This is a genomic window from Flavobacterium sp., from assembly GCF_035299245.1.
Taxonomy (GTDB): Bacteria; Bacteroidota; Bacteroidia; order Flavobacteriales; family Flavobacteriaceae; genus Flavobacterium.
In genome coordinates, this window is sequence record NZ_DATGWY010000014.1 from 213,261 (window position 1) to 239,285 (window position 26,025).

The following is a 26,025-nucleotide window of genomic DNA, read 5'->3' on the forward strand; positions in this document are numbered from 1 at the left end:
TGAAAACTAAACTAAAATCCAAAACATGAAACTAAAATCAATACTCATTTTTGCCATTACTTTAGTTGTTTTTTCAAGTTGTAAAGAAAATAAAGAAGTGGATTCCATAAAAGAAAACTACTTCAATTACACCAATGCTGATGATCAGGCTACAGGCGGAATTAAAATGATTCCGATTACTACACCACACGGTACATTCAATGTTTGGACAAAACGCGTTGGAAATAATCCCAAAATAAAAGTGCTATTACTTCACGGTGGACCAGGTGGAACTCATGAATTCTTTGAGAGTTTTGATGGTTTTTTCCCGAATGAAAGCATTGAGTATATATACTACGATCAATTGGGTTCGTATTACAGCGATCAACCGAATGACAACCGATTATGGACGATTGAGCGATTTGTAGACGAAGTAGAACAAGTTCGCAAAGCACTAAAACTAGATAACACCAACTTTTATTTGTTAGGGCAATCTTGGGGCGGAATTTTAGCGATGGAATATGCACTGAAACACCAAAAAAACATGAAAGGCTTGATCATTTCCAATATGATGGCAAGTGCTCCTGCTTACAATAAATACGCCGAAGAAGTACTCGGACCTAAATTACCCAAAGATGTTTTTGACCAAATTAAAACCTTTGAAAAAAATAAAGACTACACTAACCCGAAGTATACTGAATTACTCTTTAAATATTACTATACTGAGCACATTCTAAGAAAACCCATTGATCAATGGCCAGAATCGATTAACCGAGCATTCAAACATCTGAATCCAAATGTGTATGTGTACATGCAAGGTCCAAGTGAATTTGGAATCACTGGAGATGCGACTTTGAAAAACTGGGATATTACGGCACAATTGAAAACTCTTACCTTACCTACTCTAGTTATTGGAGCGCAACACGACACTATGGATCCAAAACATATGGAATGGATTTCCAAAGAAGTTCAAAACGGACGCTTTTTGTTTTGTCCGAACGGCAGTCATTGTTCTCAATACGACGATCAAGAACATTATTTTCCGGGTGTTATACAGTTTCTAAAAGATGTTGACAGCGGAAATTTTTCTAAATAATTGGTTATAAACAATTTATCTTATTTAATAGTTAATAATTATTTGACATCAACATTAAACAATTCTTAATTTTTAGTACTTTTATTTCAATAACCAATAAAATCTAATAATTATGAATGTAAAAAACTTTATTGTTGGCGGAATTGTCGGCGGAATTGTAGATTATCTTTTAGGCTGGCTTTTGTGGGGAACTCTTTTTAAAGAAAGTTTTCCTATGGGAGATGAGAGTCAGATGAATATGTTGTTCATCTTTCTAGGATGCATGACATTTGGATTTTTCGTATCGTATATATTTACGAATTTGGCAAGTATTTCAACCGCTGTGGGTGGAGCAAAAGGCGGTGCCATTATCGCCTTATTTTTAGGTTTATTCAGCAACTTCTTTGGCCACAGTATGGAATTGGAACCACCAATGAAAATGATTGCATTAGACATTGTTTTGATGTTGGTTTGTGGTGCTATTGTGGGAGCAGTCATAGGATTTATTAATGGAAAAATGAAATAACCAACCTAACCTTTATACTTTGAAACCACGGGAATTTCTCGTGGTTTTTATTTTTGATTGATGCCAAATTCCTGCATCAAATCAAAGCCATAAACCCGCAATGCATCAATAATTGCAATCGATTTTAAACCTCTTTCAGTTATGGTATACTCTACCTTAGGAGGAACTTCAGGAAAAACCTCTTTAGTTACAAAACCATCATCTACCAATTCTTTCAGCGCTTTTGATAGCATTCGATCAGACGCATGAGAGAGACTTTTCTGAAGTTCGCCAAAACGCCATTTCTTATCTTTTAGCCTCCATAAAATAGGCATTTTATAGGTTCCTCCTATTTTACTCATCACAAACTCTACTGGATTGTGAAACAAGTGGTTGTCTTTAACAAAATCGGGCATACTTACATTTTTGTTAGTTACTTACAAAAGTACGTGGTTGTTGTCTTTTATACAAAGCTAATTTAATTTTGTTGAAAAATAATACGACTAATTATGAAAAACACTAAAGAAATCAATCGCTACATTCACTTTCATGGTGCTCCATCCAAAGGAAAAATTCTTATGGTAGCCAGCTCACCAACTATATCAACTCAAACGGGTTGGCCCATTGGTTATTGGGCAGCCGAATTAACCCATCCGCTTCGTGTATTTCAAGAAGCTGGTTTTGATGTAGTGTTGGCATCAACTGAAGGTGGAACAATCGAAATGGACGCTTATTCCAACCCAACGGATGAAAGCGGATATTCTGCTCACGATGTCATATCATTGGGCTATCTTCAACAAACTGCCTTTTTAGAAATGGTTAAAAATACCTTGCCAATTAATCAAATTTCTGCAACCGATTATGATGCTATCTTTTTAGTTGGTGGACAAGCTCCAATGTATACGTTTAAAGGAAATGATGAACTTCAAAAATTGTTTGCTAATTTTTATGAATCGGGAAAACCAACTGCAGCCGTTTGCCATTCAACAACCTTATTATTGGAAGCAAAAAAATCAAATGGCGAATTGATTGTAAAAGGTAAAACATGGACAGGCTTTGCGAATTCGGAGGAAGATTTTGCAGATCAAGCCGTTGGTATGAAAATTCAACCGTATCGAATTGAAGATGAAGCTAAAAAAATAACTGACACTAATTTTAAAGTAGCTGCACCCTTTAGTTCGTATGCCATAGCTGACGGTAATTTAATTACTGGACAACAACAAAATTCGGGTGCGGATGCTGCAGAATTAGTAGTTGCACTTTTAACACAATCATAAGCCTTTACTATTAAAAATTAGAAACACATGAAAATAGCAATTATTGGTTCGGGAAATGTGGGTGGAACTCTGGCACAACGACTAATTAAAGCAAATCACACAGTACTTATTGGTGCTCAATTCCCGCTGAGTGATACTAATATTAGCTTGGCAACTCGCATTGGAGAAGATCGGTTTACTTCTGTTGAAAATGCGGTCAAACAAAGTGAAATTGTGTTTTTAGCTACTCCTTTTCAAGCCAATCAAGAAGTTTTGCAATCGCTTCAATTTGAAGGGAAAACATTGGTTGATTGCACAAATCCGGTGGGTGCAGGAATTTCACACGGATTAAAAAGCGAAATTTCGGGAAGTGAGAAAGTACAAGAATGGGCGCCCGATGCCAAAGTGGTAAAAGCATTTACAATATATGGTTTTGAAAACTTCATCGATAACTCTTTCCCAAATTACAATGTAAAACCTGTGATGATGATTGCGGGCAACGATGCAAAAGCCAAAAATCAAGTGCAACAACTCATCACAGATCTTGGTTTTGAAACTTTAGATACAGGTTTACTCGATCAAGCATTGCATCTGGAACACCTTACGTTGTTGTGGGTGAAAATGGTGCGTAAAAACGGACATCATCCGAACTTTGTTTGGGCGTATCTTGAAAAATAAAATGGAATACTACAACATTTAACAAAACCCTAATACAAAACCATTTTTTGATTTGTAATTTTATGGAAATTAAATAATTTTAGGTATGAAACGAAATGCAACAGCCGTTTGGAGCGGTACAGGAAAAGACGGAAAAGGAAATTTGACCACGCAAAGTGGTGTATTGAACGAAACACAATACTCTTTTGGATCTCGGTTTGAAGACGGAATCGGAACAAATCCAGAGGAACTAATAGCCGCAGCACACGCAGGTTGTTTTACAATGAAATTAGCCTTCAACTTACAAGCCGAAGGTTTTGCTGCAGAAGAACTCAAAACCAAAGGTGTAATCGTTTTGGAAGAAGGAAAAATCACCGAATCGAACTTGACGTTAAGCGCCAAAATTGATGGAATTTCTGAGGAGAAATTTGCAGAATTGGTAAAAGACGCGGAAGCCAATTGCCCAATTTCGAAGTTATTAGATACGAAAATAACAGTTGAATATACTTTGAATTAGTTTTCATTAAGAAAAGGGAACATAGAGTATAGAAAATTGATTACACCACGAGAAATTCTCGTGGTTTTTTTATAATTACTACTTTCAGCCGAATTTGTTATCTTTGTAAACTATTTGATTTTTACAAAATGACAACCATTTCAATAAACGAATTCTACAGAGAAATATTCGATGATAAATGCGAATTAACTGAATTGTTCTTCAGCGAACAAAACAATAACAACATTGGTCATTTCAATGTATTTAATATTGCCGAAATGAATAGTGCTTGTAAAGGCAAACTTGTTATGCCCTACAACCGAAGAACCTACTATAAGATAAGTCTCATCAACGGACATAATTGGGTGGAATATGCCGATAAGGAAATTGAAATTAAAGAGAAAGGGATTTTATTCGCCTCTCCTCGAATTCCGTACCGATACACTCCACAAAACGAAAATCAATCGGGCTATTTTTGCATATTTACTGCCGACTTTATGCACAAATCCAAAACGGCTTTACACCTAGATTCGTTGCCCATTTTCAGTAGTCAAAGTGATTTTGTTTTTCAGATTAACGACGAACAATTTGATGCGATCGAACAGATTTTTTTAAAAATGAGCTCTGAAATTGATTCGGACTACGCTTTCAAATACGACTTGTTGCGCAACTACGTCACCGAGCTCATTCACACAGGACAAAAACTAAAACCCATTGAAGGTACAAAAGGAAAACATAACGCTACTTCAAGAATTTCATCGCTTTTTATAGAATTACTAGAAAGACAATTCCCAATTGAATCCATCCAACAAGAACTGCAATTACGTACTGCCAAACAATACGCAGAGAATTTGAGAGTTCATGTCAACCATTTGAATAAAGTGCTGAAAGAAGTCACCGGAAAAACTACTACCGAAATTATTAGTAGCCGAATTACTCAAGAAGCCAAAATTCTCCTAAAACAAACCGATTGGAACGTTTCTGAAATTGCAAATTGCCTCGGCTTTGACGAAGTGGCTCATTTTTCCAATTTTTTTAAAAAGCAAACCAATCAATCACCTTTACATTTCAGAGAAAACTAATTATTTGATTTTTGCAAACAACACTTTGAATATCGCAACAATCATCTGAGACGAATCACCCAATTTTGTACTGTAATTAATTCATAAAAAAATGACAACTACAGTAAACAAAATTGCCTTAGTAACAGGCGGAAGTCGTGGACTTGGAAAAGACATGGCAATACAATTAGCAAAAAAAGGTTTTGATGTAATCGTAACTTATCAAACCAAAAACGAATTAGCACAAGAAGTGGTGAATGAAATTAAAAATAACGGCAAAAAAGGGTACGCAATTCAACTTGATGTAGCTGACGCCAACTCTTTTGATCAATTCACTTCAACTCTTTCAACTACACTAAAAAATGAATTTCAAGCTACAACTATTGCCGCTTTAGTCAATAATGCCGGAACTGGAATTCACGCTTCGTTTGCAGAAACTACCATCGAACAATTTGACAGTATGGTGAACATTCATTTAAAAAGCGCTTTCTTCCTTACTCAGAAATTATTACCGCTTATTGAAGATGGTGCTAGTATTGTCAACATTTCTTCAGGATTGGCACGTTTTAGTTTTAATGGATATGCAGCTTATGCTATCATGAAAGCCGCTATTGAATCGTTGAGTCGTTATCAAGCATTAGAATTAGGATCGAGAAAAATTAGAGTCAACACTGTTGCTCCTGGAGCCATTGAAACTGATTTTGGTGGTGGCGCAGTACGAGACAACAAAGATTTGAACAACATGCTTTCATCAAATACTGCTTTAGGAAGAGTTGGATTACCAGATGATATTGGTTCGGTAGTTGCCTTTTTGTGCAGCGACGATTCAAAGTGGGTCAATGCGCAACGATTGGAAGTTTCAGGTGGATTTAATATATAAATTCACCAAAAATTTAGATGCATAAAACCATCAAAAAATAAAAAACTACATCATCAAATGATGTAGTTTTTTATTTGAAATCGATTGTTATTCCACTTAAGTTTTTGTTTTAAGAACATTTTTTTAAATTTGAAAAACAATCATTTAATCAATAAAAACATGAAAAATCCTTTTACTTGGGTCGAAATTTATGTGTCGGATATGGCACGTGCCCAAAAATTTTATGAAACTGTATTTCAAATCACCATGATGCCAATGGAAGCTCCGGGTGATTTTAGCGATTTACAAATGTTGTGTTTTCCGTGGGAAGATGGCGGAAGAAACATAAGTGGTGCTTTGTGTAAAATGAAAGATATGGAACCTGGAGGTGGCGGAACTTTAGTGTATTTTACCTGTGACGATTGTTCAGTTGAACTTTCTCGAGTAGCTGATGCAGGTGGAACTGTATTACAAGAAAAATTCCCGATTGGCGAACACGGTTTCTGCGCGATAGCTATGGATACCGAAGGCAATCCAATTGGGTTTCATTCGATGAATTAGATTTTTGGACTGTAAGACTGTAGGATTGTAAGACTGTAGGATTGTGAGCATATAAATCCAATGCAAAACTTTGTGATTGGTATCCTTGTGATACAATTTAAAATCACAGTTTTTGATAAAACAGTTAGCGAACTTTCCATAATCGTATAGTCTACAGTATCTACAGTGATATAAATGCTTGTAAACTCACGCTATGCGTTTTGCGTTAGGGATTGAAGTGGAAATCCTTTTGCTTTTTTAAAGCAAAAGATTGAAACGGAAAGCCCGACCCTTTGGGTAACGCCCAAAAATCAATACTATTTCTATTGGATTGGATTAGAATCACACCAAAAAATCGGACACCAATCGTTGTCTAAAGCGGTCAATCGGTTTTAAATCAACATCTATTTCGCCTGATGAAATGTCAAATGGATCATCCAAGCCTACAATTAAAAGGTACAAATAGCAGAATAAAAAGGTAATTGTTGATGTCACAAAATAATCGGCTGCAGTGGTTTTGAATTTAGTAATGAGCAATAAAGTCATTACTATGAATAAGATGCTTTGAAGCAAAATATAGGCAGGTCGGACGAAATTATTCCGCGAAATAGAATACGCACGAGTTAGTTGTTTACGCATCGCATTGGTATTTTCTTGGATTCCTTTGATGGCTTCTTTATCTACACCTCGCTCGGCAAAATAGTAGGCAATTTCATTCGACTTTCGTATCAATGGGAAAATCACACTCGAATCTTTAGCCTTACTGTAAATCCACGAAATAATTCCATCGGTAATAGTAATTAATTCATTTCGCAAATACTCTTTATTGAGTTCTTCTTTGCATAAATCTGTTGTTCCAGTTCGTGGAGCTTTAAAGGACAAATAAATCCAATCTTTTATCGCTTCCAAGTTAGAGGCTATTTCACCCGGAATTCGTTCGCTTTCCTTAAAATCAGACATGGTTGCAGCCAAAAGCAGTCCGAATACAAAAAAAGCACCTGTAAATATGATGGTAATATCGGACAACTCTATTAAATCGTGAAAATCCTGTCCGTAAACTGACAAGTTTTTAAACACAAAATTTTTAAGGCTTAGAATGGCTATTCCAGCAATCATAGATTTTATAATGATCGAACGGTTCAGAATTAGATTCATGTTTGGTTTTTTGACAAAAATAGAAAAATTAGTTTATTACAAAGAAAAAGGGAAAAGTACACTTTGATTGACCGTTAGTAAGAACAAGACAAGTAAGAACAAGACACAGGACTAATTCTACAAATGGATTTTGGATAATAAAAATAAATTCTTAAATTAGCCTAATTCTGTTACCCAATTTTCTAAGGCATCTAAATTTATATAGTATGTCAGACCAATTAGAAAAATTACCGTTGCATTCACTCAAAAGCCAAATTGTTGTTTTTGAAGATATTGCGTATCAAAATCCTTACGACTTTCACAAAAAGCATCGTCATGATTATTTAGAAATCATTTTGTGCGAGAAAGGCGGAGGTAAACAATGGGTTGATTTTGGAGAAATTGACCTTAAGGATTACAGTTGCTATATAGTTTTACCTAAACAAGTGCATTTATTAAAACGAAACGACACCACAAAGGGACAAATCGTTCAGTTTACTTATGAATCCATCAGCGATAATGTACTTGCGGGAAAATTAGCCACTATAAGCGAAACTATTTTATTTGAAAACGACCAAAACCTCTATCTTGAAACGGAGCGGTTCATTGGTTTTATGAAATCTATTGCCGTAAGTAAGCAACAGAACTACAAAAGCATTCTTGCCCATCAACTGAATTCATTTGTTTGTTTTTTGTTGAATTTTTCGCAAACAAAAGATATCGCATCAAAGGGAATTCACATTGAATTTATGAGTTTGTTGGAAAAAAATTACAAAGAATGGCATACCGTTTCCAGTTATTCCAATAAACTAAATATTGCTGAGAACAAATTATCGCTCATTACTAAAGAACACTTCGGGCAAACTCCGTTACAACTCATACACGATCGTTTATTACTGGAAGCTAAGCGAATGATTTTCTGCGAAACCAATTCCATCAAAGAGATAGCCTACGATTTAGGTTTTAATTATTCAACCAACTTTGCTCAGTTCATCAAGAAAAAAACAGGTTTTAGTGCCAAACAACTTCTAGAAAACTCAAGAAATTTAAATTAATAAGCATTTGATGGAAATTCATAATTTCTAGAAATAATTAGGTTATAGATTTGCTTCGTCAACCAATAAAAAGATTAAAAGTATGAAGCAATTAAAAAAATCTTTTCTAGCTGTAGTGATAGCTGGATTCCTAACTACATCGTGTTCACAAGTTGCACCTACCAAAGTGAATACAACCGAAAGTCAAAATGTAGTTGATGATACTATCAATCCTCAAGAAAAGCTGACCTATTCTATGGTGTTACCTGAACAAAAGAGTCTAGGTAATTCCATGAACAACATTGGTTATTCATTCATTAGCAACGGATCATTCTATAGTTATCAACTGGCTAATAATAGTGAGTTCTTCTCGAAAAGCTCAAAAAAACCAACTGTTTTAATTACAATTTTAGCTTGTCTCCTACTGACATTATCAACTTGTAAGATTTATTTGAACAACATTGATGATGATTCAATGTGGATGGAATCTGAATTGAAAAGAATTCGAAGAATTAAAAAACAGTAGTCTTACAGTTAGCAAACAACAACTAAACCAAAAATAAATTAACGTCGTACCCTTTTTGCCCCAAACCCTAATTAACCTACGCTATGATTGTTAATTTTGATTATTCCCCAAAATAATGTATTTCCCCCAAACCCTAACAAAAGTTTAATTGTTGACTACTTTTGATTGTGTCGTAATTTCTTGTAAGTTGCGGCACTTTTTTTTGCATCAATTGCCTAATTGAATACTTTTTCAATTACCATTATCACAATCCATATACACTAACTTCTAAAAAAAATACTATGCGCGCATAAAATTTTTTAAAATAGTATGCGTGCATAATAAATTTTTTATATCTTTGATTTTCGAAACTAAAACGTTATCGTAATTAATGAAAGAAAAAACTATAGATTATACGTTACGCGCCACATGGCAAGCCGTTTCCCGAATGTACAACGAAGAAGCATCCAAATTTGATGGCTCGATGGCAATTGGTTTTGCTTTATTAAGTATAGACAAAGAAGAAGGAACTCCATCTACCTACATTAGTAATCGAATGGGAATGGAACCAACTAGTTTGACACGAACCTTAAAAACATTAGAAGAAAAAGGACTCATTACGCGCCAAAAAAATCCTGAAGATGGTCGTGGTGTACTGATTTATTTGACCGATTTAGGAAAACAAATGAGAGAACAATCACGCAACACCGTGTTAAAATTTAATGAAATAGTTAAACAAAACATTTCAGAAGAAAAGCTGAAACATTTTATGGAAGTGGCCGAAGTAATTAATGACTTGATTGCGGAGAAGAAGATTTTTTAAGAAGAAAGACCGCTTCGCTGAAAGAATAAAGACCATTTCATTGCAAGATTGCCTCGCTGAACTGAGTCTGAGCCGAAACGAAAGAAGTAAACGAGAAAAAAATAGTTAAAGAACCTAAAATATAAACATGAAGAAAGTTAGTCTTGCCTCTTGCAGCGCAGCGGTCTTTCTTCTTTCATCTAAAAAAAAATGAAAAGAACAATTAAAAAAGTGGCAGTTGTAGGCTCTGGAATCATGGGCTCAGGAATAGCATGTCATTTTGCTAACATTGGCCTAGAAGTTTTGCTTTTGGATATCGTTCCGAATGCACTTACCGAAGCCGAAGAAAAGAAAGGGTTAACGCTCGAAAGTAAAGTGGTTCGCAATCGCCTTGTGAATGATCATTTAGCAAATGCCTTAAAATCGAATCCGTCACCCATTTACAGCCAAAAATTCGCCAACCGAATTACAACAGGAAATACAACGGATGATATGCCAAAAATTGCTTCATGCGATTGGATCATCGAAGTAGTTGTGGAGCGTTTGGACATCAAGAAATTGGTTTTCGAACAAATTGACAAATTCAGAACGCCAGGTACAATAGTTACTTCTAACACTTCTGGAATACCAATTAAATTCATGAGCGAAGGCCGAAGCGAGGATTTCCAAAAGCATTTCTGTGGAACGCACTTCTTCAACCCAGCTCGTTATTTGAAATTATTCGAAATCATTCCGGGCCCACAAACCAGTAAAGACGTTTTGGATTTCTTAACGGATTACGGTTCGCGTTTTCTCGGAAAAACATCAGTTGTTGCTAAAGACACTCCCGCATTCATCGGAAATAGAATCGGAATTTTCGGTATTCAAAGTTTGTTCCATTTAGTAAAAGAAATGGGATTGACCATTGAAGAAGTGGATAAACTAACTGGTCCAGTAATTGGCCGACCAAAATCGGCTACATTCCGTACGGTTGATGTTGTGGGATTGGATACTTTGGTGCACGTTGCCAATGGTTTATACGAAAACTGCCCAAATGACGAAGCACACGATTTGTTCAAACTACCTGATTTCATCTCCAAAATGATGGAAAACAAATGGCTGGGAAGCAAAACTGGCCAAGGTTTCTACAAAAAAGAAGGGAAAGACATTTTATCATTAGATTTAGATACATTAGAATACAGAGCAGCAAAAAAAGCGTCTTTTGCCACATTAGAGTTAACTAAAACCATCGACAAACCTATCGATCGTTTTAAAGTTTTGGTAAAAGGAAAGGACAAAGCGGGCGATTTTTACCGTAAAAATTTCTCGGCGATGTTTGCGTATTGCTCGAACAGAGTTCCCGAAATTACTGACGAATTCTACAAAATTGACGATGCCATGAAAGCCGGTTTTGGCTGGGAAAATGGTCCGTTCGAAATTTGGGATGCCATTGGAGTTGAAAAAGGAATCGAATTGATGAAATCAGAAGGTTATGAACCAGCAAGTTGGGTAACCGAAATGATTGCTTCAGGAAATTCAAGTTTTTATAGTGTAAAAGAAGGTGCTACTTATTTTTACAACATTCCTTCTAAATCACAAGAAAAAGTGCCAGGACAAGATGCCTTCATCATCCTAAATAACATACGCGAAAGCAAAAAAGTATGGAGTAACAGTGGCGCGGTGATACACGATTTGGGAGACGGAATCTTAAACCTCGAATTCCAATCAAAAATGAATACCATTGGTGGCGACGTTTTAGCTGCCATCAACAAAGCCATCGATTTATCTGAAAAAGAATACAACGGATTAGTTATCGGAAATCAAGCTGCTAATTTCTCAGTTGGTGCCAACATCGGAATGATTTTCATGATGGCAGTCGAGCAAGAATACGAAGAACTAAACATGGCCATCAAGTACTTCCAAGATACGATGATGCGTGTGCGCTACTCTTCTACTCCGGTAATTGTGGCTCCACACGGAATGACATTGGGTGGCGGTTGCGAAATGACCATGCATGCTGATCGCGTGGTGGCTGCAGCAGAAACTTATATTGGTTTAGTGGAATTTGGTGTTGGAGTAATTCCAGGTGGCGGTGGATCCAAAGAAATGGCGCTTCGTGCATCTGATTTGTTCCATAAAAATGATGTGGAGTTGAATGTATTACAAGAATATTTCCTCACCATCGGTATGGCAAAAGTGGCAACATCTGCGTATGAAGCTTTTGATATGGGTGTTTTACAAAAAGGCAAAGACATTGTGGTAGTGAATAAAGACCGACAAATTGCAGTAGCCAAACAAATCGCTCTACAAATGGCGGAACAAGGTTACACCAAACCCATCCAACGTAAAGATGTAAAAGTATTAGGAAAACAAGCATTGGGAATGTTCTTAGTGGGAACCGACCAAATGGAAGCCGGAAAATACATCTCTGAACACGACAAAAAAATTGCTAACAAACTAGCCTACGTTATGGCGGGTGGCGATTTATCTGAACCTACACTAGTAAGCGAACAATACTTATTAGACATCGAGCGCGAAGCGTTTCTTAGTTTGTGTACCGAAAGAAAAACATTGGAACGCATTCAGTTTATGTTAACGAAAGGGAAACCGCTACGTAATTAATTATTTTGAATTATAAATTCTAAATTTTAAATGATTCTCAATCATCTAAAATAAACCCAATTTAAAATTCATAATTTAAAATTTAAAATAGAAAAAATGAAAACAGCATATATAGTACAAGGATTCAGAACTGCGGTCGGTAAAGCACCTAAAGGGGTTTTTCGTTTCAAACGTCCCGACGAATTAGCAGCAGAAACTATTGAGTACATGATGGCTCAGCTTCCTGATTTTGATAAGAAAAGAATCGACGACGTAATGGTTGGAAACGCCATGCCTGAAGCCGAACAAGGTCTAAATGTAGGTCGTTTGATTTCTCTTATGGGATTGAAAGTAACTGATGTTCCAGGTGTAACTGTCAATCGATATTGCGCATCAGGATTGGAAACCATCGGAATGGCAACAGCAAAAATTCAAAGTGGAATGGCGCATTGCATCATTGCGGGTGGTGCCGAAAGCATGAGTTTTATTCCGATGGGCGGCTACAAACCAACACCTGATTACGCTGTTGCGAAAGAAGGAAACGAAGACTACTATTGGGGAATGGGATTAACCGCAGAAGCTGTGGCTAAGCAATTCAATGTTTCTCGTGAAGACCAAGATGAGTTTGCTTTCCATTCGCATCAAAAAGCGTTGAAAGCGCAAGCAGAAGGTAAATTCGACAAACAAATTGTACCTATTACAGTAGAACAAACGTTCCTCAACGAAAACGGTAAAAAAGAAACGAAATCGTATGTAGTTAATAAAGATGAAGGTCCGAGAGCTGATACCAACAAAGAAGCTTTATCCAAATTAAAACCAGTTTTTGCGGCAGATGGAAGTGTAACTGCTGGAAATTCATCTCAAATGAGTGATGGCGCCGCTTTTGTGTTAATTATGAGCGAAGAATTGGTAAAAGAATTAAACATTATTCCTATCGCACGTTTAGTAAACTTCGCTTCGGCTGGTGTCGAACCACGAATCATGGGAATTGGGCCAGTGAAAGCCATTCCGAAAGCCTTACAACAAGCAGGATTGACATTAAATGATATTGATTTAATTGAATTGAATGAAGCTTTTGCGTCACAATCATTGGCAGTAGTTCGCGAATTAGGGTTGAATCCCGAAATCGTAAATGTAAACGGTGGTGCGATTGCATTAGGTCATCCACTAGGTTGTACTGGAGCGAAATTATCAGTGCAATTATTTGACGAAATGCGTTTGCGTAAAGCCAAATACGGAATTGTGAGTATGTGTGTGGGAACTGGACAAGGAAGCGCGGGAGTTTTTGAGTTGATTTAGAAGAAAGACCGCTGCGCTGAAAGAAGAGAGAGAAAAAAATAATACAAACCAATCAAAATAATTATATGCCATGAATCACAATTTTAAAAATCTAAGAATATGGAGTTTATCAATGGAAATTACAGAAGAAATACATAAAATTTGTTTGGGATTTCCTAAAAATGAAATGTATGGTTTGGTCAGTCAAATGAATCGTGAATCAGTATCCATTCCTTCTAATATTGCTGAAGGTTCAAATAGAGGAAATACTCATTTTATCCATTTTCTAAATATAAGCCTCGGATCTTCTTTCGAATTGCAGACACAACTTTTAATTGCCAACATGAACAATTATATTGAAACAAGAAAAACGATTGAATTAGAGAACAAAATAATAGAACTTCAAAAGATGATTGCAGGATTTATTGCCAAACTGAAGTAGTCTTTCTTCTTTCAGCGCAGCGGTCTTTCCTCTTTCTTTAAAAAATAAATTCAAAATTTAAAATAACAATATCATGGAAGATATCACTCGTGGAGGACAATTCCTCGTAAAAGAAACCAAATGTGAGAACGTCTTTACACCCGAAGATTTCTCAGAAGAACAAATCATGATGCGCGATTCGGTGAAAGAATTTGTCGACAAAGAAATTTGGCCCAATAAAGACCGTTTTGAACACAAAGACTACGCTTTTACAGAAGAAATGATGCGCAAAGCTGGAGAAATGGGCTTTTTGAGTGTTGCTGTTCCTGAAGCCTACGGCGGAATGGGAATGGGATTTGTAGACACATGCTTGGTATGTGATTACATCTCGGGTGCAACGGGTTCGTTTTCAACGGCTTTTGGAGCACACACCGGAATCGGAACCATGCCAATTACATTGTATGGAACCGAAGAACAAAAACAAAAATACGTTCCGAAATTGGCTTCGGGCGAATGGTTTGGCGCGTATTGTTTGACAGAACCGGGCGCTGGATCGGATGCAAATTCTGGAAAAACCAAAGCAGTTTTATCGGAAGATGGAACGCATTATAAAATCACGGGACAAAAAATGTGGATTTCCAATGCTGGTTTTTGTTCGCTTTTCATCGTTTTTGCCCGAATTGAAGACGATAAAAACATTACTGGTTTCATAGTAGAAAACGACCCAAGCAACGGGATCACCATGAACGAAGAAGAACATAAGTTAGGAATTCGTGCTTCTTCAACTCGTCAAGTGTTTTTTGCCGATACTAAAGTTCCAATTGAAAACATGTTGTCTGAAAGAGGAAATGGTTTTAAAATTGCCATGAATGCTTTAAACGTAGGTCGTATTAAATTGGCCGCAGCTTGTTTGGATGCGCAACGTAGAGTTACTTCAAACGCGATCAATTACGCTAACGAACGCTACCAATTTGATGTGCCAATTTCAAGTTTTGGCGCCATTCGTTACAAATTAGCTGAAATGGCAACCAGTTGTTATGCTGGTGAAAGTGCAACGTATCGTGCTGCAAAAGACATTGAAAACCGTATTAAAATCCGTGAAGCAGAAGGAACTTCGCATCAAGAAGCCGAATTGAAAGGTGTTGAAGAATTTGCTATTGAATGTTCTATTTTAAAAGTAGCCGTTTCGGAAGACGTTCAAAATTGTGCCGATGAAGGAATTCAAATTTATGGCGGAATGGGATTCTCGGAAGATACTCCAATGGAAAGCGCTTGGCGTGATGCTCGTATTGCTCGTATTTACGAAGGTACGAACGAAATCAACCGTATGCTATCCGTGGGAATGTTAATCAAAAAAGCCTTCAAAGGTCATGTTGATTTATTAGGACCAGCTACAAAAGTGCAAGAAGAATTAATGGGAATTCCATCGTTTGACACACCTGATTATTCTGAATTATTTTCTGAAGAAAAAGAAATGATTGGCAAATTGAAAAAAGCATTTTTGATGGTTGCAGGTGGAGCGGTACAAAAATACGGTCCTGATTTAGAAGGTCATCAACAATTATTGACTGCTGCTGCTGATATGTTAATTGAAATCTATATGGCTGAAAGTACATTATTGCGTACTGAAAAAATGGCTAAAAAACAAGGTGAAAGTAATGTGAACGAGCAAATCGCCATGGCTAAATTGTATTTATATAAAGCTGTGGATGTGGTGACTCAAAAAGGAAAGGAAAGTATCATTTCGTTTGCTGAAGGCGATGAACAACGCATGATGCTTATGGGATTACGACGCTTTACAAAATATACCAACATGCCCAATATTGTTGGTTTAAGAGAAACTATAACCGCGAAGTTAGTCGCTGAAAATAGTTACTGTTTTTAATTTTAGTTATGTTAATTAAGAAAAACCATTCGTAGTACGAGTGGTTTTTTTGTTTTTATGCCTTTTAAAATTGCATTTTAGTAGCGTTTACTATTTTGAATTTATTGGAATAAAATTTCCATCAATAGTTTAAATTTTTATATTTGAAAAATTAAACTATTTGTGATTGAATTGATTTTCTTTAAAATTACAAATCTAAACTCTTAAAAAAACTAGAACTATGAAAAAGAAATCAATTAAAATCCTGATTATCGTTTTATTCCAATTACTACTTATCAGTTGTAAAAATGCGCAGCAAAAAGCAAATGACTTTGTGACTTCCTATAATAATTCAGCACAATTTTATACGAATAATGTGGTTACGGCTACATCAGCAAAGTTAATTGAAAACAACAATATTGAAATTCGATTTGAAACCAACTTAGAGTATAGTCCAGATAATCAAGCGCTTTATTCACAATTTGTTCCTAACTTAATGTCGGGCATTTTTACCAAAGATGAAACTACAAAAGACTTAATCGAGGAAGGCATCACTTTTTTCATTGGAATTTATGCTGACAACAATCGCGAAATTGCTTCGGTTGAAGTAGATAAGAAAAAATTAGACGAGTTCCTCAAAGCTAAAAAACCAACTGCAGATCTTAGTAGTAGCTCATCTTCATTATCTCCACAATTGAAAGAGATGTTGGCAATTATGAATCAAAGTCTTCCAATTGAAAATAAAGAAGAAGGAACAAAAATTACTAAAATTGACATCAATGGAACAAACGAGTTGGTGTATTCAGTTGAAGTTGGTGAAGATTACGCCGAACTTTTAAAAAGTGAAGAAGCAAAAGGCATAATGAAAGAATCCATTTTGAGAAGTCCAGATTTTAGAACCTTGGTACAAGGCATGAGAAATTATGGAATCTCAAAAGTGAAGTACATTTACTTAGACAGTAGTGGAAAAAAAATAACCGATCTAAACCTTACATCGGCTGATTTAAGATAGTATGAGCGAAGATAGACCTGCATGGAAAATCATGCTCAGTGTTTGCATCACTCTTTTCATGGTGGGAAGGTTGATGTATACTTGTTCTAATATGAACAACCAAAAATCCAATTACAACTCGAATCCATTGCCAAATGTTGATTACGATTATGTCAGAGCATTGAGAGAGGAACAAATTAGCACTAAATCGAATCAATTTTTGTATTTGTCGTACAAACAATTGGATAGCGTTTCAGAAAGTGAAAGAAAATTGTATCAAGTAAAAAAACTTGAAAAAGATACTTTAGTAAGCCTCGATATTGAAACTAAAATAAAAATTGCTAAAGAGTGGTATTTGCAGAAAAACTATGACGACTCACTGAAATTGGCATTTAAAACTCCTGAAAACCTAACGGTATTTATTCACGATTTTGAAAGTAAAGAAAATACAGATGCTGTTTTTAAAAGTTTAAAACGTGGTTCAGATTTAAAATCGGTTGTAATGGAAGGTGAAGACTTAAAAACCATTACTTATACTGTAAATAAAAACAATTCGCTTTTTAATGGTTATGCCTTTTGTTTTAAACAAGATAGCTATTACCTGTTTTTAGAATTTGAAAGTAATACGATCAATAAAGAAGCGCTGAAAACAAAAGCTATTACGTATTTTTTTACCAATATTAAAGCGAGTAAGTAATTAGAGTAACTCGAAAATACCGTCTTGCCATTTTTTATTGTTTCGATACCATAAGTTTCCGTTTTCAACTTCTAACGGACAATCAAAATTGTTGGTGTACAAACTTCCTGTACCCAAACCTTGTGGCATTGGATTGTTTTGTAAAAAAGTAAATTGAGCAATAGCATTCAATCCAATATTGCTTTCTAAAGCCGAAGTAATCCACCAACCAATATTCAATTGTGCTGCAAGATCAATCCACTCTTTTGTTCCTCTAAAACCTCCAACCAAACTAGGCTTTAAAATGATGTATTGTGGTCGAATTTTTTGAAGTAATTGTTTTTTATCTTCTAAAGAAAACACGCCAATAAGTTCTTCATCCAAAGCAATCGGAAAAGGAGTGATTTTACACAACTCTGACATAGTGTCAGTATGGCTTTTAGCAATTGGCTGCTCGATACTATGCAACTTAAAACCAGCCAATTGATTGAGTTTATCTAAAGCTTCATTTTCAGAAAAAGCGCCGTTTGCATCCACTCTGATTTCGATGGTGTTTTCATCAAAATTACTACGGATGAAGTTCAATAAGTCGAGTTCTTTTTGAAAATCAATGGCTCCAATTTTAAGTTTAATACAGCTAAAACCTTGCGCTAGTTTGTCTTCGATTTGCTGTTTCATGAACGACTCTTCACCCATCCAAACCAAACCATTAATTACGATTGACTTTACGCCTTTTGTATATTCAGATGGAAATAAAACAAATGGATTTTCACTTTCTAACGACAAAAATGCCATTTCAACTCCAAATTGAATCGACGGAAATTCGATTAAACTTTCCCATAGCTTGTTTTTCCCTAAATGAATGTTTTGGCACGTCCAATGTAATTTTTCTTCGTAATCGGGTCGATCATCAACACTTAGCGTTCGAAGAATTCCGCACTCACCTATTCCTTTTTTACCGTTTTCTTCCAAAACAATAAACCAGGTTTCTTTCTCCATCATCACACCGCGTGACGTTCCTGAAGGCTTTTTAAAAGTGAGAATGTATTTGTAGTAAGTAGCTTTCATTGCCTGATTTATTCAATCATTCGAAGAATTTTCTTGTAGTTTTGTTTTGGAAATCCACGTTGCTCAAAATTCTCAAAATCGGCTTTCACTTGCTCTTTCCATGTTTTACCTGTGAACAGCGTTTGGTTGGCGTATTTTTTATATATTTCTTTGGCTTCTGAGACACGTTCAGTAAACAAATACACGTGAGCAAGGTTGAGTTGAAAATTGATCTCTGAAGGTTTTAATTTCAATCCGTTTTGATAAGCTTCTTCAGCTTTAGTAAATTGTTTTGAAAGCAGATAATAATCTCCTAGGATTCCGAAATCTTTGTACGTCGCTCTTTTCTTTTCAATCATTTCGGTGGCGATGACATCAATCGCTTCATTGGTTTTTCCTTGTTGAAAAAGATCACGTGATTTATCACGAATAGCATTATATAATTTTTCTACTTCTCCTGATTTTTTTAATGAATTTTCTGTACAGATTTCCAGCGCATTAGATTTTTCTACTTGAAGTAATTGTTTGTATTCTTTATACGTGTATTTTTTACTGAAATCATCTAAAAACAAGGCGAAAAATTCGTCTTTTTTCTTTAACGAAGCCGTTACTTTTTGCTTTTCGAGTAGTGAAATTAACTCTTTTTTGGTGTCTGAATTCCAACCTCGACTTAATTTATGATCTACCCACGGCACAACCTCAAGTGCAATTTTTTCTTTTAGAATCCAATTGTTGCTTTCAAACACAAACCAGAAATTATCCGATTCTGTTGTAAATAATTTAGCATCTTTATTAACAGGAGTATTTTGGGTGTAAATCGCATTGTTCGATTTTCCAGTTTTTACAAAATTTTCAGTATCAATAGCAGAAGAAAAAACAGAGAACTTGCATTTGTCCTCGCCTGCTATTTTAGAAACTAGAAAAACGGCACCAGCCGAACCTTGACTTATTCCGGTTGGATCAGGAATGGCTTTTAGAAGTGAAACCAAACTACTGGAAAGCTGTTGATTATCATCGAGGACAGTTACCCTAAACACCACTTCTGTTGTTCCTTCTGGAAAATTAGCGGTTTTTATAATTTTCTTTTCACTTGAGTTGACTGAAATGGTTTCTGATGTAATGCGAACACTGTCCCAATAACCTTCCTTGGATTGGGAAATGGACACAAATGGAAGTAAAAACAGTAAAATTCTAATTAATTTCATTTTAATTTTTAAAGTGTAGATAACAATTAGAGTGCCAATTTTAAGGAATTATTACTTTGATGCAGATTGCCCTAGCCCAGATAGAAGCGGCATCCTTTTTACTGTTAAAGAAAAAGCCCTTCGACTGCGCTCAGGGTGACTGACAGTAAAAAGATAGAGCGAATAGCTGGAAATAGCTTCTGATAATCAAACTACTTTATATGAGATTGCTTCGCTTGTCAGCTCGCAATGACGGCTCTCAATGATACTAAAGCGCGATACTTTCTCCTATTTCGAGTAGCATCAAGTCTTTTCCAGCATCGAAAAATTTCTTTTTGGCTTCGGTGTGGTTGATTTCGATGTAGCCGAATGTATCGAAATGATAGCCAAGAATTTTATCACAATCGACAAAATCCGAAGCAATAATAGCATCATCTACATCCATTGTAAAATTGTCACCTATTGGGAGAATTGCCAAATCGAGCTTAGTGCGCATTGGGATGAGTTTCATATCCATGGTAAGTGCTGTATCGCCGGCGATGTAAATGTTTTTATGTTCACCTTCAATTACAAATCCGCCCGGTTGACCGCCGTAACTTCCGTCGGGAAACGAGCTGGTATGTAAAGCAATCACGTATTTCACTTTTCCAAAATCGAAATTCCAACTTCCGCCGTGATTCATTGGATGATAATTGAAGCCTTTTGCGCCATAGTGAGAGGCAATTTCGTAGTTGGATACTATAACTGCTCCCGTTCGGCTTGCAATAGCCTCTACATCGAGCGTATGATCTTGATGTGCATGTGTGAGCAAAATATAATCTGCTTTTAGACTATTAATGTCGATATGAGATGCTTTTGGATTTCCTGTTATGAATGGATCAACAATAATGTGTTTTCCGCTTACTTCGATGCCTAAGCAAGCATGACCGTAGAAAGTAATTTTCATTATAGTATATTTTGAATTAAGTAGAGTAATATATCGGTAAAAAGAAAAATTAAACCAAACGAAAGCGTTGTGCAGATAAAAAATGTAGCTAACGCCAGTTTTTTTAATTCTGGATCTAAAAGACGTGGTTCAGTGTTGGCGTGAACTCTCTTTAAATGTTTGATTAGCGGAATATAAAAAACAATAAACAAATACTGATCAAAATGAAAGACACCATCTCTCATATCGTTGATGTATGCAAAAACGACGAGGAGAATCATGGCCGATACAATCAAAAAATAATGGTATTTCTTTGCCCATGCACCGCCGTATTTGACTACTAATGTGTTTTTATTGGATTTTGCATCTGAAGCTTCATCGCGCATGTTGTTGAGATTTAAAACTCCGACGCTCAAAAAACCGACTGCTGTAGCGGGTAAAAACAACAACCAATCTACTTGCTTTAAAAACATAAAATACACCCCAAAAGTGCTCACTAATCCGAAGAAAACAAATACAAAAACATCACCATAACCTCGGTAACCGTAAGGATTTTTTCCGACTGTGTATCGAATTGCTGAAGCGATGGCTAGTATTCCCAACACAAAGAAGATGATGGAATACAAAAAGTATTTACCTTTGAATGAAGCGTAAATGAGTAACATTGCAGAAACTAATGTTAGAAAAGCCGTTACAAAAATAGCGTAGCGCATGGTACCTGGCGATATCGTTCCACTTTGTATAGCGCGTTTGGGACCCACTCTATCTTCATTGTCTGTACCTTTTACACCATCACCATAATCGTTGGCAAAATTGGATAGAATTTGCAACCCGACAGTAGTAGAAAGTGCCAATATTACAATTTTCCAATTAAAAGCTCCTTGCGAAATAGCGGCAAAACTTCCAACTAATATTCCCGATACCGAAAGCGGTAATGTACGTACTCTTGCGGCTTCAATCCAGTGTTTCATTTTTTTAGATTTTTAGACTGTTAGATTTTTAGAATGTTAGACTTACAATCCAATTTATTAATAATCTACTATTTTATTACATCCAATTACTATTGGTCGTTTCAATTCGGTACAACCAAAGGTTAACGTATTCTTTAATTTTGTCATAATTCCCAAGCTGAAACGTTACATTTCCGCCTGCTGTATGCATCGTTAGCGAACCAATATTCAAACTTTTGTGCCAAAATAGTTGTGAAGTTGACAAGGCTTGAATTTTATCGATTTCAATGATAACATTATCAATATCCCAAGCGCCACTTTGTTTGATGATGTGATTATCGCTTACAAACAATCGGTAATTTCTAAAACCAAAAAACAAAATTATCAAGAAAAATGATCCATATAAGACAGCAAGACTTGAATAATTTAGAAGTTTAGGGTTATAGTTAGCAATTGTAAAAAATCCTGATAAAGGTAGTACAATTATCATAAAAATAGAAAATACTAGTTTACGAAAATTAGGCTTCATCATTTTCCCTTTTTGGGGCAACTCTTTAAAGATGAGTTTTATAATTTCATCTTTCTCATGCTCATCACAACCCGGAACTTCTATTTGCGCTTTATTGTGTTGTTTCTCATCGCGAACCGCTTGCTTAATTTTAATTTCGAGCACGTTAAGTTTTTTCTGAAAATAATTTCTTGAAATCGAGACCATTTGCACTTTCTCGGGTTTTACGATGGTGCTTTTAGTATTGATTAATCCGAATGAGAGTAACAAAGAACCTTTTTGTTTGGTAATGGTGTAATTGAAGTATTTTACTAAGGTACGAACTACGTTGATGATGAAAACGATGGTAAACAGAATAATAATCATCACTAGAAGAGAATACCAAACCGAATTGGCTACTAACCGTTCAATCTCATCTTCATTAATGACATCGTCTTTTCCGATGTTCTTTAAATTTTCCATAATGGTAAAAAAGAACGTTAGGATTAAACCGATGCTTTTTACGTAATTGGATGTGATTCCGACTTTAATCAGACTCAGTAAATTGATTTTTAAAAATGGTTGTTCCGATGTAGTAATTGTTTCCACTTCACTTTCGACAGCTTCAACAACTTCACTTTTCTTGGTATTTTCCAACAATTTTGCCTTTAGAGCCAATGCCAATGAATGCGAAATGGCTTTGATATTGCCTTCTTTATTGTCACTTCCTGCGGTGTCTACTTCAAGAGCATACACACCAATTAATCGCTGAATGAGTGACTGATTGATGTTTACTTGTTGAATTTTATTGAGCTGAATGGTAGTTTTAGTTTTGTTGACGATGCCTTCCTGAATGATGAATTCATCGTTTTCATCATCAATATAAAAGGTGAAATTGATGTATTTCAAATACGCAACAACGCCAACAATTGCGACTACTCCAACAATCCCTAAAATCACAAAAATTGTATTTACTTTATCCGATTTGAAGAAAAAAATCAGCAATAAAGGGAAAAAAGCCCTTGCAAATTTTTGCAAAGAATCAACAAACATAACCAATATTCCAGTTGAAGATTGACGTTGTGGCTGATTGAAATTGACCTCCATTACAATTGTTTTTGGATTTTACCCATTAAAAGTTGTTTGATGTTTTCGGCTTCTTCTTTGGCGATTCCTGGAATTTCAACATCACTCGAACTTCCACCTGCTGTGAAAATCTCCACTTTTGCCAATCCGAAATAGCGCGAAATCAATCCTTCGTGTAACGCCACGTGTTGCACTCTATTATACGGAATGACCATGGTATTGGTTGCAATGATTCCGCTTCGGTAAATTACATCGTGCTCTCTAAAAGCAAATCCTTTCTTTTTGAATCCGATTCGAGTGAGTAAAAAAGCAATTGCCAAAATCAATAAATAGGCCAATAAAAAGTAGATTCCGACATGGGAAAATTCTTCCGCATTATACCAAACAAAACCAAGCACGATTCCGAGTACAAAAAAAACTATCGTTGTATTCATCAACGACACAATCCAATACTTTGGATGCAAAGCCGAAAGTTGTACTTCTTCAAAACGAGGAAGTTGTTTGGTATCAATGGTTTCGTTGGTAAAGTTTTCCATATTTTTTACTGACTCATTTAATTCATTTTAAATGTAAAAAGGTCTTGAAACAAATAACCAAATTACGGCAACCATTTTTTATCAAAATTCGGTTTTCTTTTTTCCAAGAACGCGTCTCTTCCTTCTTTAGCTTCATCAGTCATGTAAGCCAAACGAGTCGCTTCGCCAGCAAATACTTGTTGACCCACCATTCCATCATCGGTCAAATTCATGGCAAACTTGAGCATCTTGATCGATGTTGGCGATTTGGCTAAGATTTCTTGTGCCCATTGATAGGCTGTATCTTCCAATTCATCGTGCGGAATTACGGCATTGACCATACCCATTTCAAAAGCTTCTTGAGCCGAGTAATTTCGCCCTAAAAAGAAAATTTCACGTGCTTTTTTCTGACCGACCATTTTGGCTAAGTAGGCCGAACCATAACCGCCATCAAAACTGGTTACATCGGCATCCGTTTGCTTGAAAATAGCGTGTTCTTTGCTGGCCAATGTCAAATCGCAGACCACATGCAAACTGTGTCCGCCACCAACTGCCCAACCCGGAACTACACAAATTACTGCTTTGGGCATGAACCGAATCAACCGCTGTACATCGAGAATATTCAAACGATGGTAACCATCATCACCAACATAGCCTTGATGACCGCGTGCTTTTTGATCGCCGCCGCTGCAAAAGGACCAAATTCCGTCCTTTGAAGATGGACCTTCGGCAGAAAGTAACACTACCCCAATTGAAGTATCTTCTTGAGCATCGTGAAAGGCTTGTAGTAATTCGGATGTGGTTTTAGGTCGGAATGCATTTCTCACATCTGGTCGATTGAAAGCAATGCGTGCAACACCATTGCATTTTTTATACGTTATATCTTCAAACTCTTTGACAGTTTGCCAGTTAATTTTATCCATACAGAAAAAGTTTATTAGCGTAAAAATAGTATATTTAACCCCAATTATTTACTAAAAGAAATGAAAAAATCGATTTTATTCGGAAAAAAAATAGTGTTGCTTTTTGCTCTTTCAACATCAGCAATTTGCTTCTCACAAAAGTATGATTTTCAGACCGTAACAGAAGTTCCGTGTTTGCCTGTAATTTCACAAGACAATACGGGAACGTGTTGGAGTTTTTCTTCTACTTCATTTTTAGAATCTGAAATATTGAGAATAACAGGCAAACCGATTGATTTATCAGAGATGTATTCTGTTCGACAAACCTATCCTAAAAAAGCATTGAATTATGTAATGCGACAAGGAAAAGCGCAATTTGGTGAAGGCGGATTGAATCATGATGTCATTAACAGTGCTTTGGAATATGGTTTGGTTCCCGAAAGTGCCTATTCAGGAAGAATAAATGGTCCAAAATTAAACCACTCTAAAATGGTAAAAGATTTGGAAGATGTTTTGAATAATGTGGTAAAAAATCCAGTAAAGTTAGCTGGAACATGGAAAAGCGAGTACGAAGCCATATTAGATCAAAATATTGGAAAACCGGTAACCGAATTTACTTTTGAAGGAAAACAATACACTCCAAAACAATTTTTAGAAGCCACTCAACTGAAATTAGCCGATTATATTACTATAACTTCTTTTACTCACGAACCGTATTATTCGAAGTTCATTTTAAACATACCTGATAACTTTGCCAATGGAACTTTTATGAATTTGCCTTTGGATGAATTTATTGAGAATATTGATAATGCTTTAAAGAATGGGTATACCGTGGCTTTAGATGCCGATGTGAGTGAAAAAACATTTTCTAAAATCTACGGAATTGCAGTTGTACCCGAAAATGAAAATGATGCCACGACTATTTTAACCGAAATTAAACCCGAAAAAAAAGTTACACCCGAGTTACGTCAGGCAGAATTTGAAAACTACAACACAACAGATGATCATTTGATGCACATTGTTGGAAAAATGAAAGATCAAAAAGGAACCATTTATTACAAAGTAAAAAACTCGTGGGGAACGGATAACGCTGGTCATAATGGATACATCTACATGAGTGCAGCTTACATGAAATTAAAAGCGATTTCGGTTATGGTTCACAAAGATGCTTTGTTGAGCGCAACTCGATCTTTATTAGGAATTTAATAAAAAAGCG

27 protein-coding genes are annotated in these 26,025 nt (G+C 35.9%); 18 read left to right on the forward strand and 9 right to left on the reverse strand.

Annotated elements, in window-relative coordinates; translation table 11 throughout:
- Nucleotides 1-25 precede the first annotated feature (25 nt).
- Both VK161_RS09855 and VK161_RS09860 read left to right on the forward strand, forming a co-directional pair.
- Entirely contained in the window at nt 26-1,075 is a 1,050-nt protein-coding gene (locus VK161_RS09855; RefSeq protein ID WP_324214609.1) for a proline iminopeptidase-family hydrolase, read from the forward strand.
- A gap of 112 nt (nt 1,076-1,187) precedes the next feature.
- Nucleotides 1,188-1,580, forward strand: coding sequence for a hypothetical protein (locus VK161_RS09860; protein WP_324214610.1), 393 nt, complete (start codon nt 1,188-1,190; stop codon nt 1,578-1,580).
- A 47-nt stretch (nt 1,581-1,627) separates the two neighbouring features.
- Here the strand turns inward: VK161_RS09860 and VK161_RS09865 are convergent, their stop codons facing one another.
- Nucleotides 1,628-1,975: a helix-turn-helix domain-containing protein gene (locus VK161_RS09865; RefSeq protein WP_324214611.1), complete on the reverse strand. Its 348-nt coding sequence runs from the start codon at nt 1,973-1,975 to the stop codon at nt 1,628-1,630.
- 93 nt (nt 1,976-2,068) lie between these two features.
- Here VK161_RS09865 and VK161_RS09870 point away from each other — a divergent pair, with 93 nt between their 5' ends.
- The 6 genes from VK161_RS09870 to VK161_RS09895 all read left to right on the forward strand — a co-directional run bounded on the left by VK161_RS09870 (nt 2,069) and on the right by VK161_RS09895 (nt 6,449).
- Nucleotides 2,069-2,836 (forward strand): type 1 glutamine amidotransferase domain-containing protein, encoded by a 768-nt coding sequence (locus tag VK161_RS09870; protein ID WP_324214612.1) that lies wholly within the window; start codon nt 2,069-2,071, stop codon nt 2,834-2,836.
- Nucleotides 2,837-2,863: 27 nt separating this feature from the next.
- A complete protein-coding gene (locus tag VK161_RS09875; protein ID WP_324214613.1) occupies nt 2,864-3,493 on the forward strand; it encodes an NADPH-dependent F420 reductase in 630 nt (209 codons plus the stop codon).
- Between the two features lie 85 nt (nt 3,494-3,578).
- Entirely contained in the window at nt 3,579-3,989 is a 411-nt protein-coding gene (locus VK161_RS09880) for an OsmC family protein (RefSeq protein ID WP_324214614.1), read from the forward strand.
- A gap of 128 nt (nt 3,990-4,117) precedes the next feature.
- Entirely contained in the window at nt 4,118-5,050 is a 933-nt protein-coding gene (locus VK161_RS09885; RefSeq protein WP_324214615.1) for a helix-turn-helix transcriptional regulator, read from the forward strand.
- Between the two features lie 91 nt (nt 5,051-5,141).
- Nucleotides 5,142-5,909: an SDR family NAD(P)-dependent oxidoreductase gene (locus VK161_RS09890; RefSeq protein ID WP_324214616.1), complete on the forward strand. Its 768-nt coding sequence runs from the start codon at nt 5,142-5,144 to the stop codon at nt 5,907-5,909.
- Between the two features lie 159 nt (nt 5,910-6,068).
- Nucleotides 6,069-6,449, forward strand: coding sequence for a VOC family protein (locus VK161_RS09895; protein WP_324214617.1), 381 nt, complete (start codon nt 6,069-6,071; stop codon nt 6,447-6,449).
- Between the two features lie 321 nt (nt 6,450-6,770).
- Here VK161_RS09895 and VK161_RS09900 read toward each other — a convergent pair whose 3' ends face one another.
- Entirely contained in the window at nt 6,771-7,583 is an 813-nt protein-coding gene (locus VK161_RS09900) for a hypothetical protein (RefSeq protein ID WP_324214618.1), read from the reverse strand.
- Nucleotides 7,584-7,789: 206 nt separating this feature from the next.
- On the opposite strand from VK161_RS09900, the gene VK161_RS09905 reads away from it, so the two are divergent.
- The 9 genes from VK161_RS09905 to VK161_RS09945 all read left to right on the forward strand — a co-directional run bounded on the left by VK161_RS09905 (nt 7,790) and on the right by VK161_RS09945 (nt 17,734).
- On the forward strand, nt 7,790-8,617 hold the full coding sequence (locus VK161_RS09905; RefSeq protein WP_324214619.1) for a helix-turn-helix transcriptional regulator: 828 nt from the start codon (nt 7,790-7,792) through the stop codon (nt 8,615-8,617).
- An 82-nt stretch (nt 8,618-8,699) separates the two neighbouring features.
- Nucleotides 8,700-9,122 (forward strand): hypothetical protein, encoded by a 423-nt coding sequence (locus tag VK161_RS09910; protein WP_324214620.1) that lies wholly within the window; start codon nt 8,700-8,702, stop codon nt 9,120-9,122.
- Between the two features lie 370 nt (nt 9,123-9,492).
- The gene (locus VK161_RS09915) at nt 9,493-9,924 is read left to right on the forward strand and encodes a MarR family winged helix-turn-helix transcriptional regulator (protein WP_324214621.1); all 432 of its coding nucleotides are present in this window, start codon (nt 9,493-9,495) and stop codon (nt 9,922-9,924) included.
- 189 nt (nt 9,925-10,113) lie between these two features.
- On the forward strand, nt 10,114-12,504 hold the full coding sequence (locus tag VK161_RS09920) for a 3-hydroxyacyl-CoA dehydrogenase/enoyl-CoA hydratase family protein (protein WP_324214622.1): 2,391 nt from the start codon (nt 10,114-10,116) through the stop codon (nt 12,502-12,504).
- Between the two features lie 96 nt (nt 12,505-12,600).
- Nucleotides 12,601-13,782, forward strand: coding sequence for an acetyl-CoA C-acyltransferase (locus tag VK161_RS09925; protein ID WP_324214623.1), 1,182 nt, complete (start codon nt 12,601-12,603; stop codon nt 13,780-13,782).
- 70 nt (nt 13,783-13,852) lie between these two features.
- Nucleotides 13,853-14,203, forward strand: coding sequence for a four helix bundle protein (locus VK161_RS09930; RefSeq protein ID WP_324214624.1), 351 nt, complete (start codon nt 13,853-13,855; stop codon nt 14,201-14,203).
- A 73-nt stretch (nt 14,204-14,276) separates the two neighbouring features.
- Nucleotides 14,277-16,067, forward strand: a complete 1,791-nt coding sequence (locus VK161_RS09935; RefSeq protein WP_324214625.1) for an acyl-CoA dehydrogenase family protein — start codon at nt 14,277-14,279, stop codon at nt 16,065-16,067.
- Between the two features lie 220 nt (nt 16,068-16,287).
- A complete protein-coding gene (locus VK161_RS09940; RefSeq protein WP_324214626.1) occupies nt 16,288-17,058 on the forward strand; it encodes a hypothetical protein in 771 nt (256 codons plus the stop codon).
- Between the two features lies 1 nt (nt 17,059).
- Entirely contained in the window at nt 17,060-17,734 is a 675-nt protein-coding gene (locus tag VK161_RS09945; protein ID WP_324214627.1) for a hypothetical protein, read from the forward strand.
- Here VK161_RS09945 and VK161_RS09950 read toward each other — a convergent pair whose 3' ends face one another.
- The 7 genes from VK161_RS09950 to VK161_RS09980 all read right to left on the reverse strand — a co-directional run bounded on the left by VK161_RS09950 (nt 17,735) and on the right by VK161_RS09980 (nt 24,830).
- A complete protein-coding gene (locus tag VK161_RS09950; RefSeq protein ID WP_324214628.1) occupies nt 17,735-18,781 on the reverse strand; it encodes an o-succinylbenzoate synthase in 1,047 nt (348 codons plus the stop codon). It lies immediately after the preceding gene.
- Nucleotides 18,782-18,789: 8 nt separating this feature from the next.
- Nucleotides 18,790-19,965, reverse strand: a complete 1,176-nt coding sequence (locus VK161_RS09955) for a hypothetical protein (RefSeq protein WP_324214629.1) — start codon at nt 19,963-19,965, stop codon at nt 18,790-18,792.
- 247 nt (nt 19,966-20,212) lie between these two features.
- A complete protein-coding gene (locus tag VK161_RS09960; RefSeq protein WP_324214630.1) occupies nt 20,213-20,890 on the reverse strand; it encodes a metal-dependent hydrolase in 678 nt (225 codons plus the stop codon).
- Nucleotides 20,890-21,840: a 1,4-dihydroxy-2-naphthoate octaprenyltransferase gene (gene menA / locus VK161_RS09965; RefSeq protein WP_324214631.1), complete on the reverse strand. Its 951-nt coding sequence runs from the start codon at nt 21,838-21,840 to the stop codon at nt 20,890-20,892. The genes VK161_RS09960 and menA overlap by 1 nt, the downstream gene beginning before the upstream one ends.
- Nucleotides 21,841-21,916: 76 nt before the next feature.
- Complete coding sequence (locus VK161_RS09970; RefSeq protein WP_324214632.1) at nt 21,917-23,413, reverse strand: PH domain-containing protein; 1,497 nt, start codon at nt 23,411-23,413, stop codon at nt 21,917-21,919.
- On the reverse strand, nt 23,413-23,928 hold the full coding sequence (locus tag VK161_RS09975) for a PH domain-containing protein (RefSeq protein ID WP_324214633.1): 516 nt from the start codon (nt 23,926-23,928) through the stop codon (nt 23,413-23,415). Before VK161_RS09975 ends, VK161_RS09970 begins: the two co-directional genes overlap by 1 nt.
- Before the next feature lie 62 nt (nt 23,929-23,990).
- The gene (locus tag VK161_RS09980; RefSeq protein ID WP_324214634.1) at nt 23,991-24,830 is read right to left on the reverse strand and encodes a 1,4-dihydroxy-2-naphthoyl-CoA synthase; all 840 of its coding nucleotides are present in this window, start codon (nt 24,828-24,830) and stop codon (nt 23,991-23,993) included.
- Nucleotides 24,831-24,890: 60 nt separating this feature from the next.
- Here VK161_RS09980 and VK161_RS09985 point away from each other — a divergent pair, with 60 nt between their 5' ends.
- Entirely contained in the window at nt 24,891-26,015 is a 1,125-nt protein-coding gene (locus VK161_RS09985) for a C1 family peptidase (RefSeq protein ID WP_324214635.1), read from the forward strand.
- Nucleotides 26,016-26,025 lie beyond the last annotated feature (10 nt).

What these genes read in the sequence shown, in the direction of transcription:
- VK161_RS09855 (WP_324214609.1), top strand. Translation starts at nt 26, where the DNA reads ATGAAACTAAAATCAATACTCATTTTTGCCATTACTTTAGTTGTTTTT.
- VK161_RS09860 (WP_324214610.1), top strand. Translation starts at nt 1,188, where the DNA reads ATGAATGTAAAAAACTTTATTGTTGGCGGAATTGTCGGCGGAATTGTA.
- VK161_RS09865 (WP_324214611.1), bottom strand. Translation starts at nt 1,975, where the DNA reads ATGCCCGATTTTGTTAAAGACAACCACTTGTTTCACAATCCAGTAGAG.
- VK161_RS09870 (WP_324214612.1), top strand. Translation starts at nt 2,069, where the DNA reads ATGAAAAACACTAAAGAAATCAATCGCTACATTCACTTTCATGGTGCT.
- VK161_RS09875 (WP_324214613.1), top strand. Translation starts at nt 2,864, where the DNA reads ATGAAAATAGCAATTATTGGTTCGGGAAATGTGGGTGGAACTCTGGCA.
- VK161_RS09880 (WP_324214614.1), top strand. Translation starts at nt 3,579, where the DNA reads ATGAAACGAAATGCAACAGCCGTTTGGAGCGGTACAGGAAAAGACGGA.
- VK161_RS09885 (WP_324214615.1), top strand. Translation starts at nt 4,118, where the DNA reads ATGACAACCATTTCAATAAACGAATTCTACAGAGAAATATTCGATGAT.
- VK161_RS09890 (WP_324214616.1), top strand. Translation starts at nt 5,142, where the DNA reads ATGACAACTACAGTAAACAAAATTGCCTTAGTAACAGGCGGAAGTCGT.
- VK161_RS09895 (WP_324214617.1), top strand. Translation starts at nt 6,069, where the DNA reads ATGAAAAATCCTTTTACTTGGGTCGAAATTTATGTGTCGGATATGGCA.
- VK161_RS09900 (WP_324214618.1), bottom strand. Translation starts at nt 7,583, where the DNA reads ATGAATCTAATTCTGAACCGTTCGATCATTATAAAATCTATGATTGCT.
- VK161_RS09905 (WP_324214619.1), top strand. Translation starts at nt 7,790, where the DNA reads ATGTCAGACCAATTAGAAAAATTACCGTTGCATTCACTCAAAAGCCAA.
- VK161_RS09910 (WP_324214620.1), top strand. Translation starts at nt 8,700, where the DNA reads ATGAAGCAATTAAAAAAATCTTTTCTAGCTGTAGTGATAGCTGGATTC.
- VK161_RS09915 (WP_324214621.1), top strand. Translation starts at nt 9,493, where the DNA reads ATGAAAGAAAAAACTATAGATTATACGTTACGCGCCACATGGCAAGCC.
- VK161_RS09920 (WP_324214622.1), top strand. Translation starts at nt 10,114, where the DNA reads ATGAAAAGAACAATTAAAAAAGTGGCAGTTGTAGGCTCTGGAATCATG.
- VK161_RS09925 (WP_324214623.1), top strand. Translation starts at nt 12,601, where the DNA reads ATGAAAACAGCATATATAGTACAAGGATTCAGAACTGCGGTCGGTAAA.
- VK161_RS09930 (WP_324214624.1), top strand. Translation starts at nt 13,853, where the DNA reads ATGAATCACAATTTTAAAAATCTAAGAATATGGAGTTTATCAATGGAA.
- VK161_RS09935 (WP_324214625.1), top strand. Translation starts at nt 14,277, where the DNA reads ATGGAAGATATCACTCGTGGAGGACAATTCCTCGTAAAAGAAACCAAA.
- VK161_RS09940 (WP_324214626.1), top strand. Translation starts at nt 16,288, where the DNA reads ATGAAAAAGAAATCAATTAAAATCCTGATTATCGTTTTATTCCAATTA.
- VK161_RS09945 (WP_324214627.1), top strand. Translation starts at nt 17,060, where the DNA reads ATGAGCGAAGATAGACCTGCATGGAAAATCATGCTCAGTGTTTGCATC.
- VK161_RS09950 (WP_324214628.1), bottom strand. Translation starts at nt 18,781, where the DNA reads ATGAAAGCTACTTACTACAAATACATTCTCACTTTTAAAAAGCCTTCA.
- VK161_RS09955 (WP_324214629.1), bottom strand. Translation starts at nt 19,965, where the DNA reads ATGAAATTAATTAGAATTTTACTGTTTTTACTTCCATTTGTGTCCATT.
- VK161_RS09960 (WP_324214630.1), bottom strand. Translation starts at nt 20,890, where the DNA reads ATGAAAATTACTTTCTACGGTCATGCTTGCTTAGGCATCGAAGTAAGC.
- menA (WP_324214631.1), bottom strand. Translation starts at nt 21,840, where the DNA reads ATGAAACACTGGATTGAAGCCGCAAGAGTACGTACATTACCGCTTTCG.
- VK161_RS09970 (WP_324214632.1), bottom strand. Translation starts at nt 23,413, where the DNA reads ATGGAGGTCAATTTCAATCAGCCACAACGTCAATCTTCAACTGGAATA.
- VK161_RS09975 (WP_324214633.1), bottom strand. Translation starts at nt 23,928, where the DNA reads ATGGAAAACTTTACCAACGAAACCATTGATACCAAACAACTTCCTCGT.
- VK161_RS09980 (WP_324214634.1), bottom strand. Translation starts at nt 24,830, where the DNA reads ATGGATAAAATTAACTGGCAAACTGTCAAAGAGTTTGAAGATATAACG.
- VK161_RS09985 (WP_324214635.1), top strand. Translation starts at nt 24,891, where the DNA reads ATGAAAAAATCGATTTTATTCGGAAAAAAAATAGTGTTGCTTTTTGCT.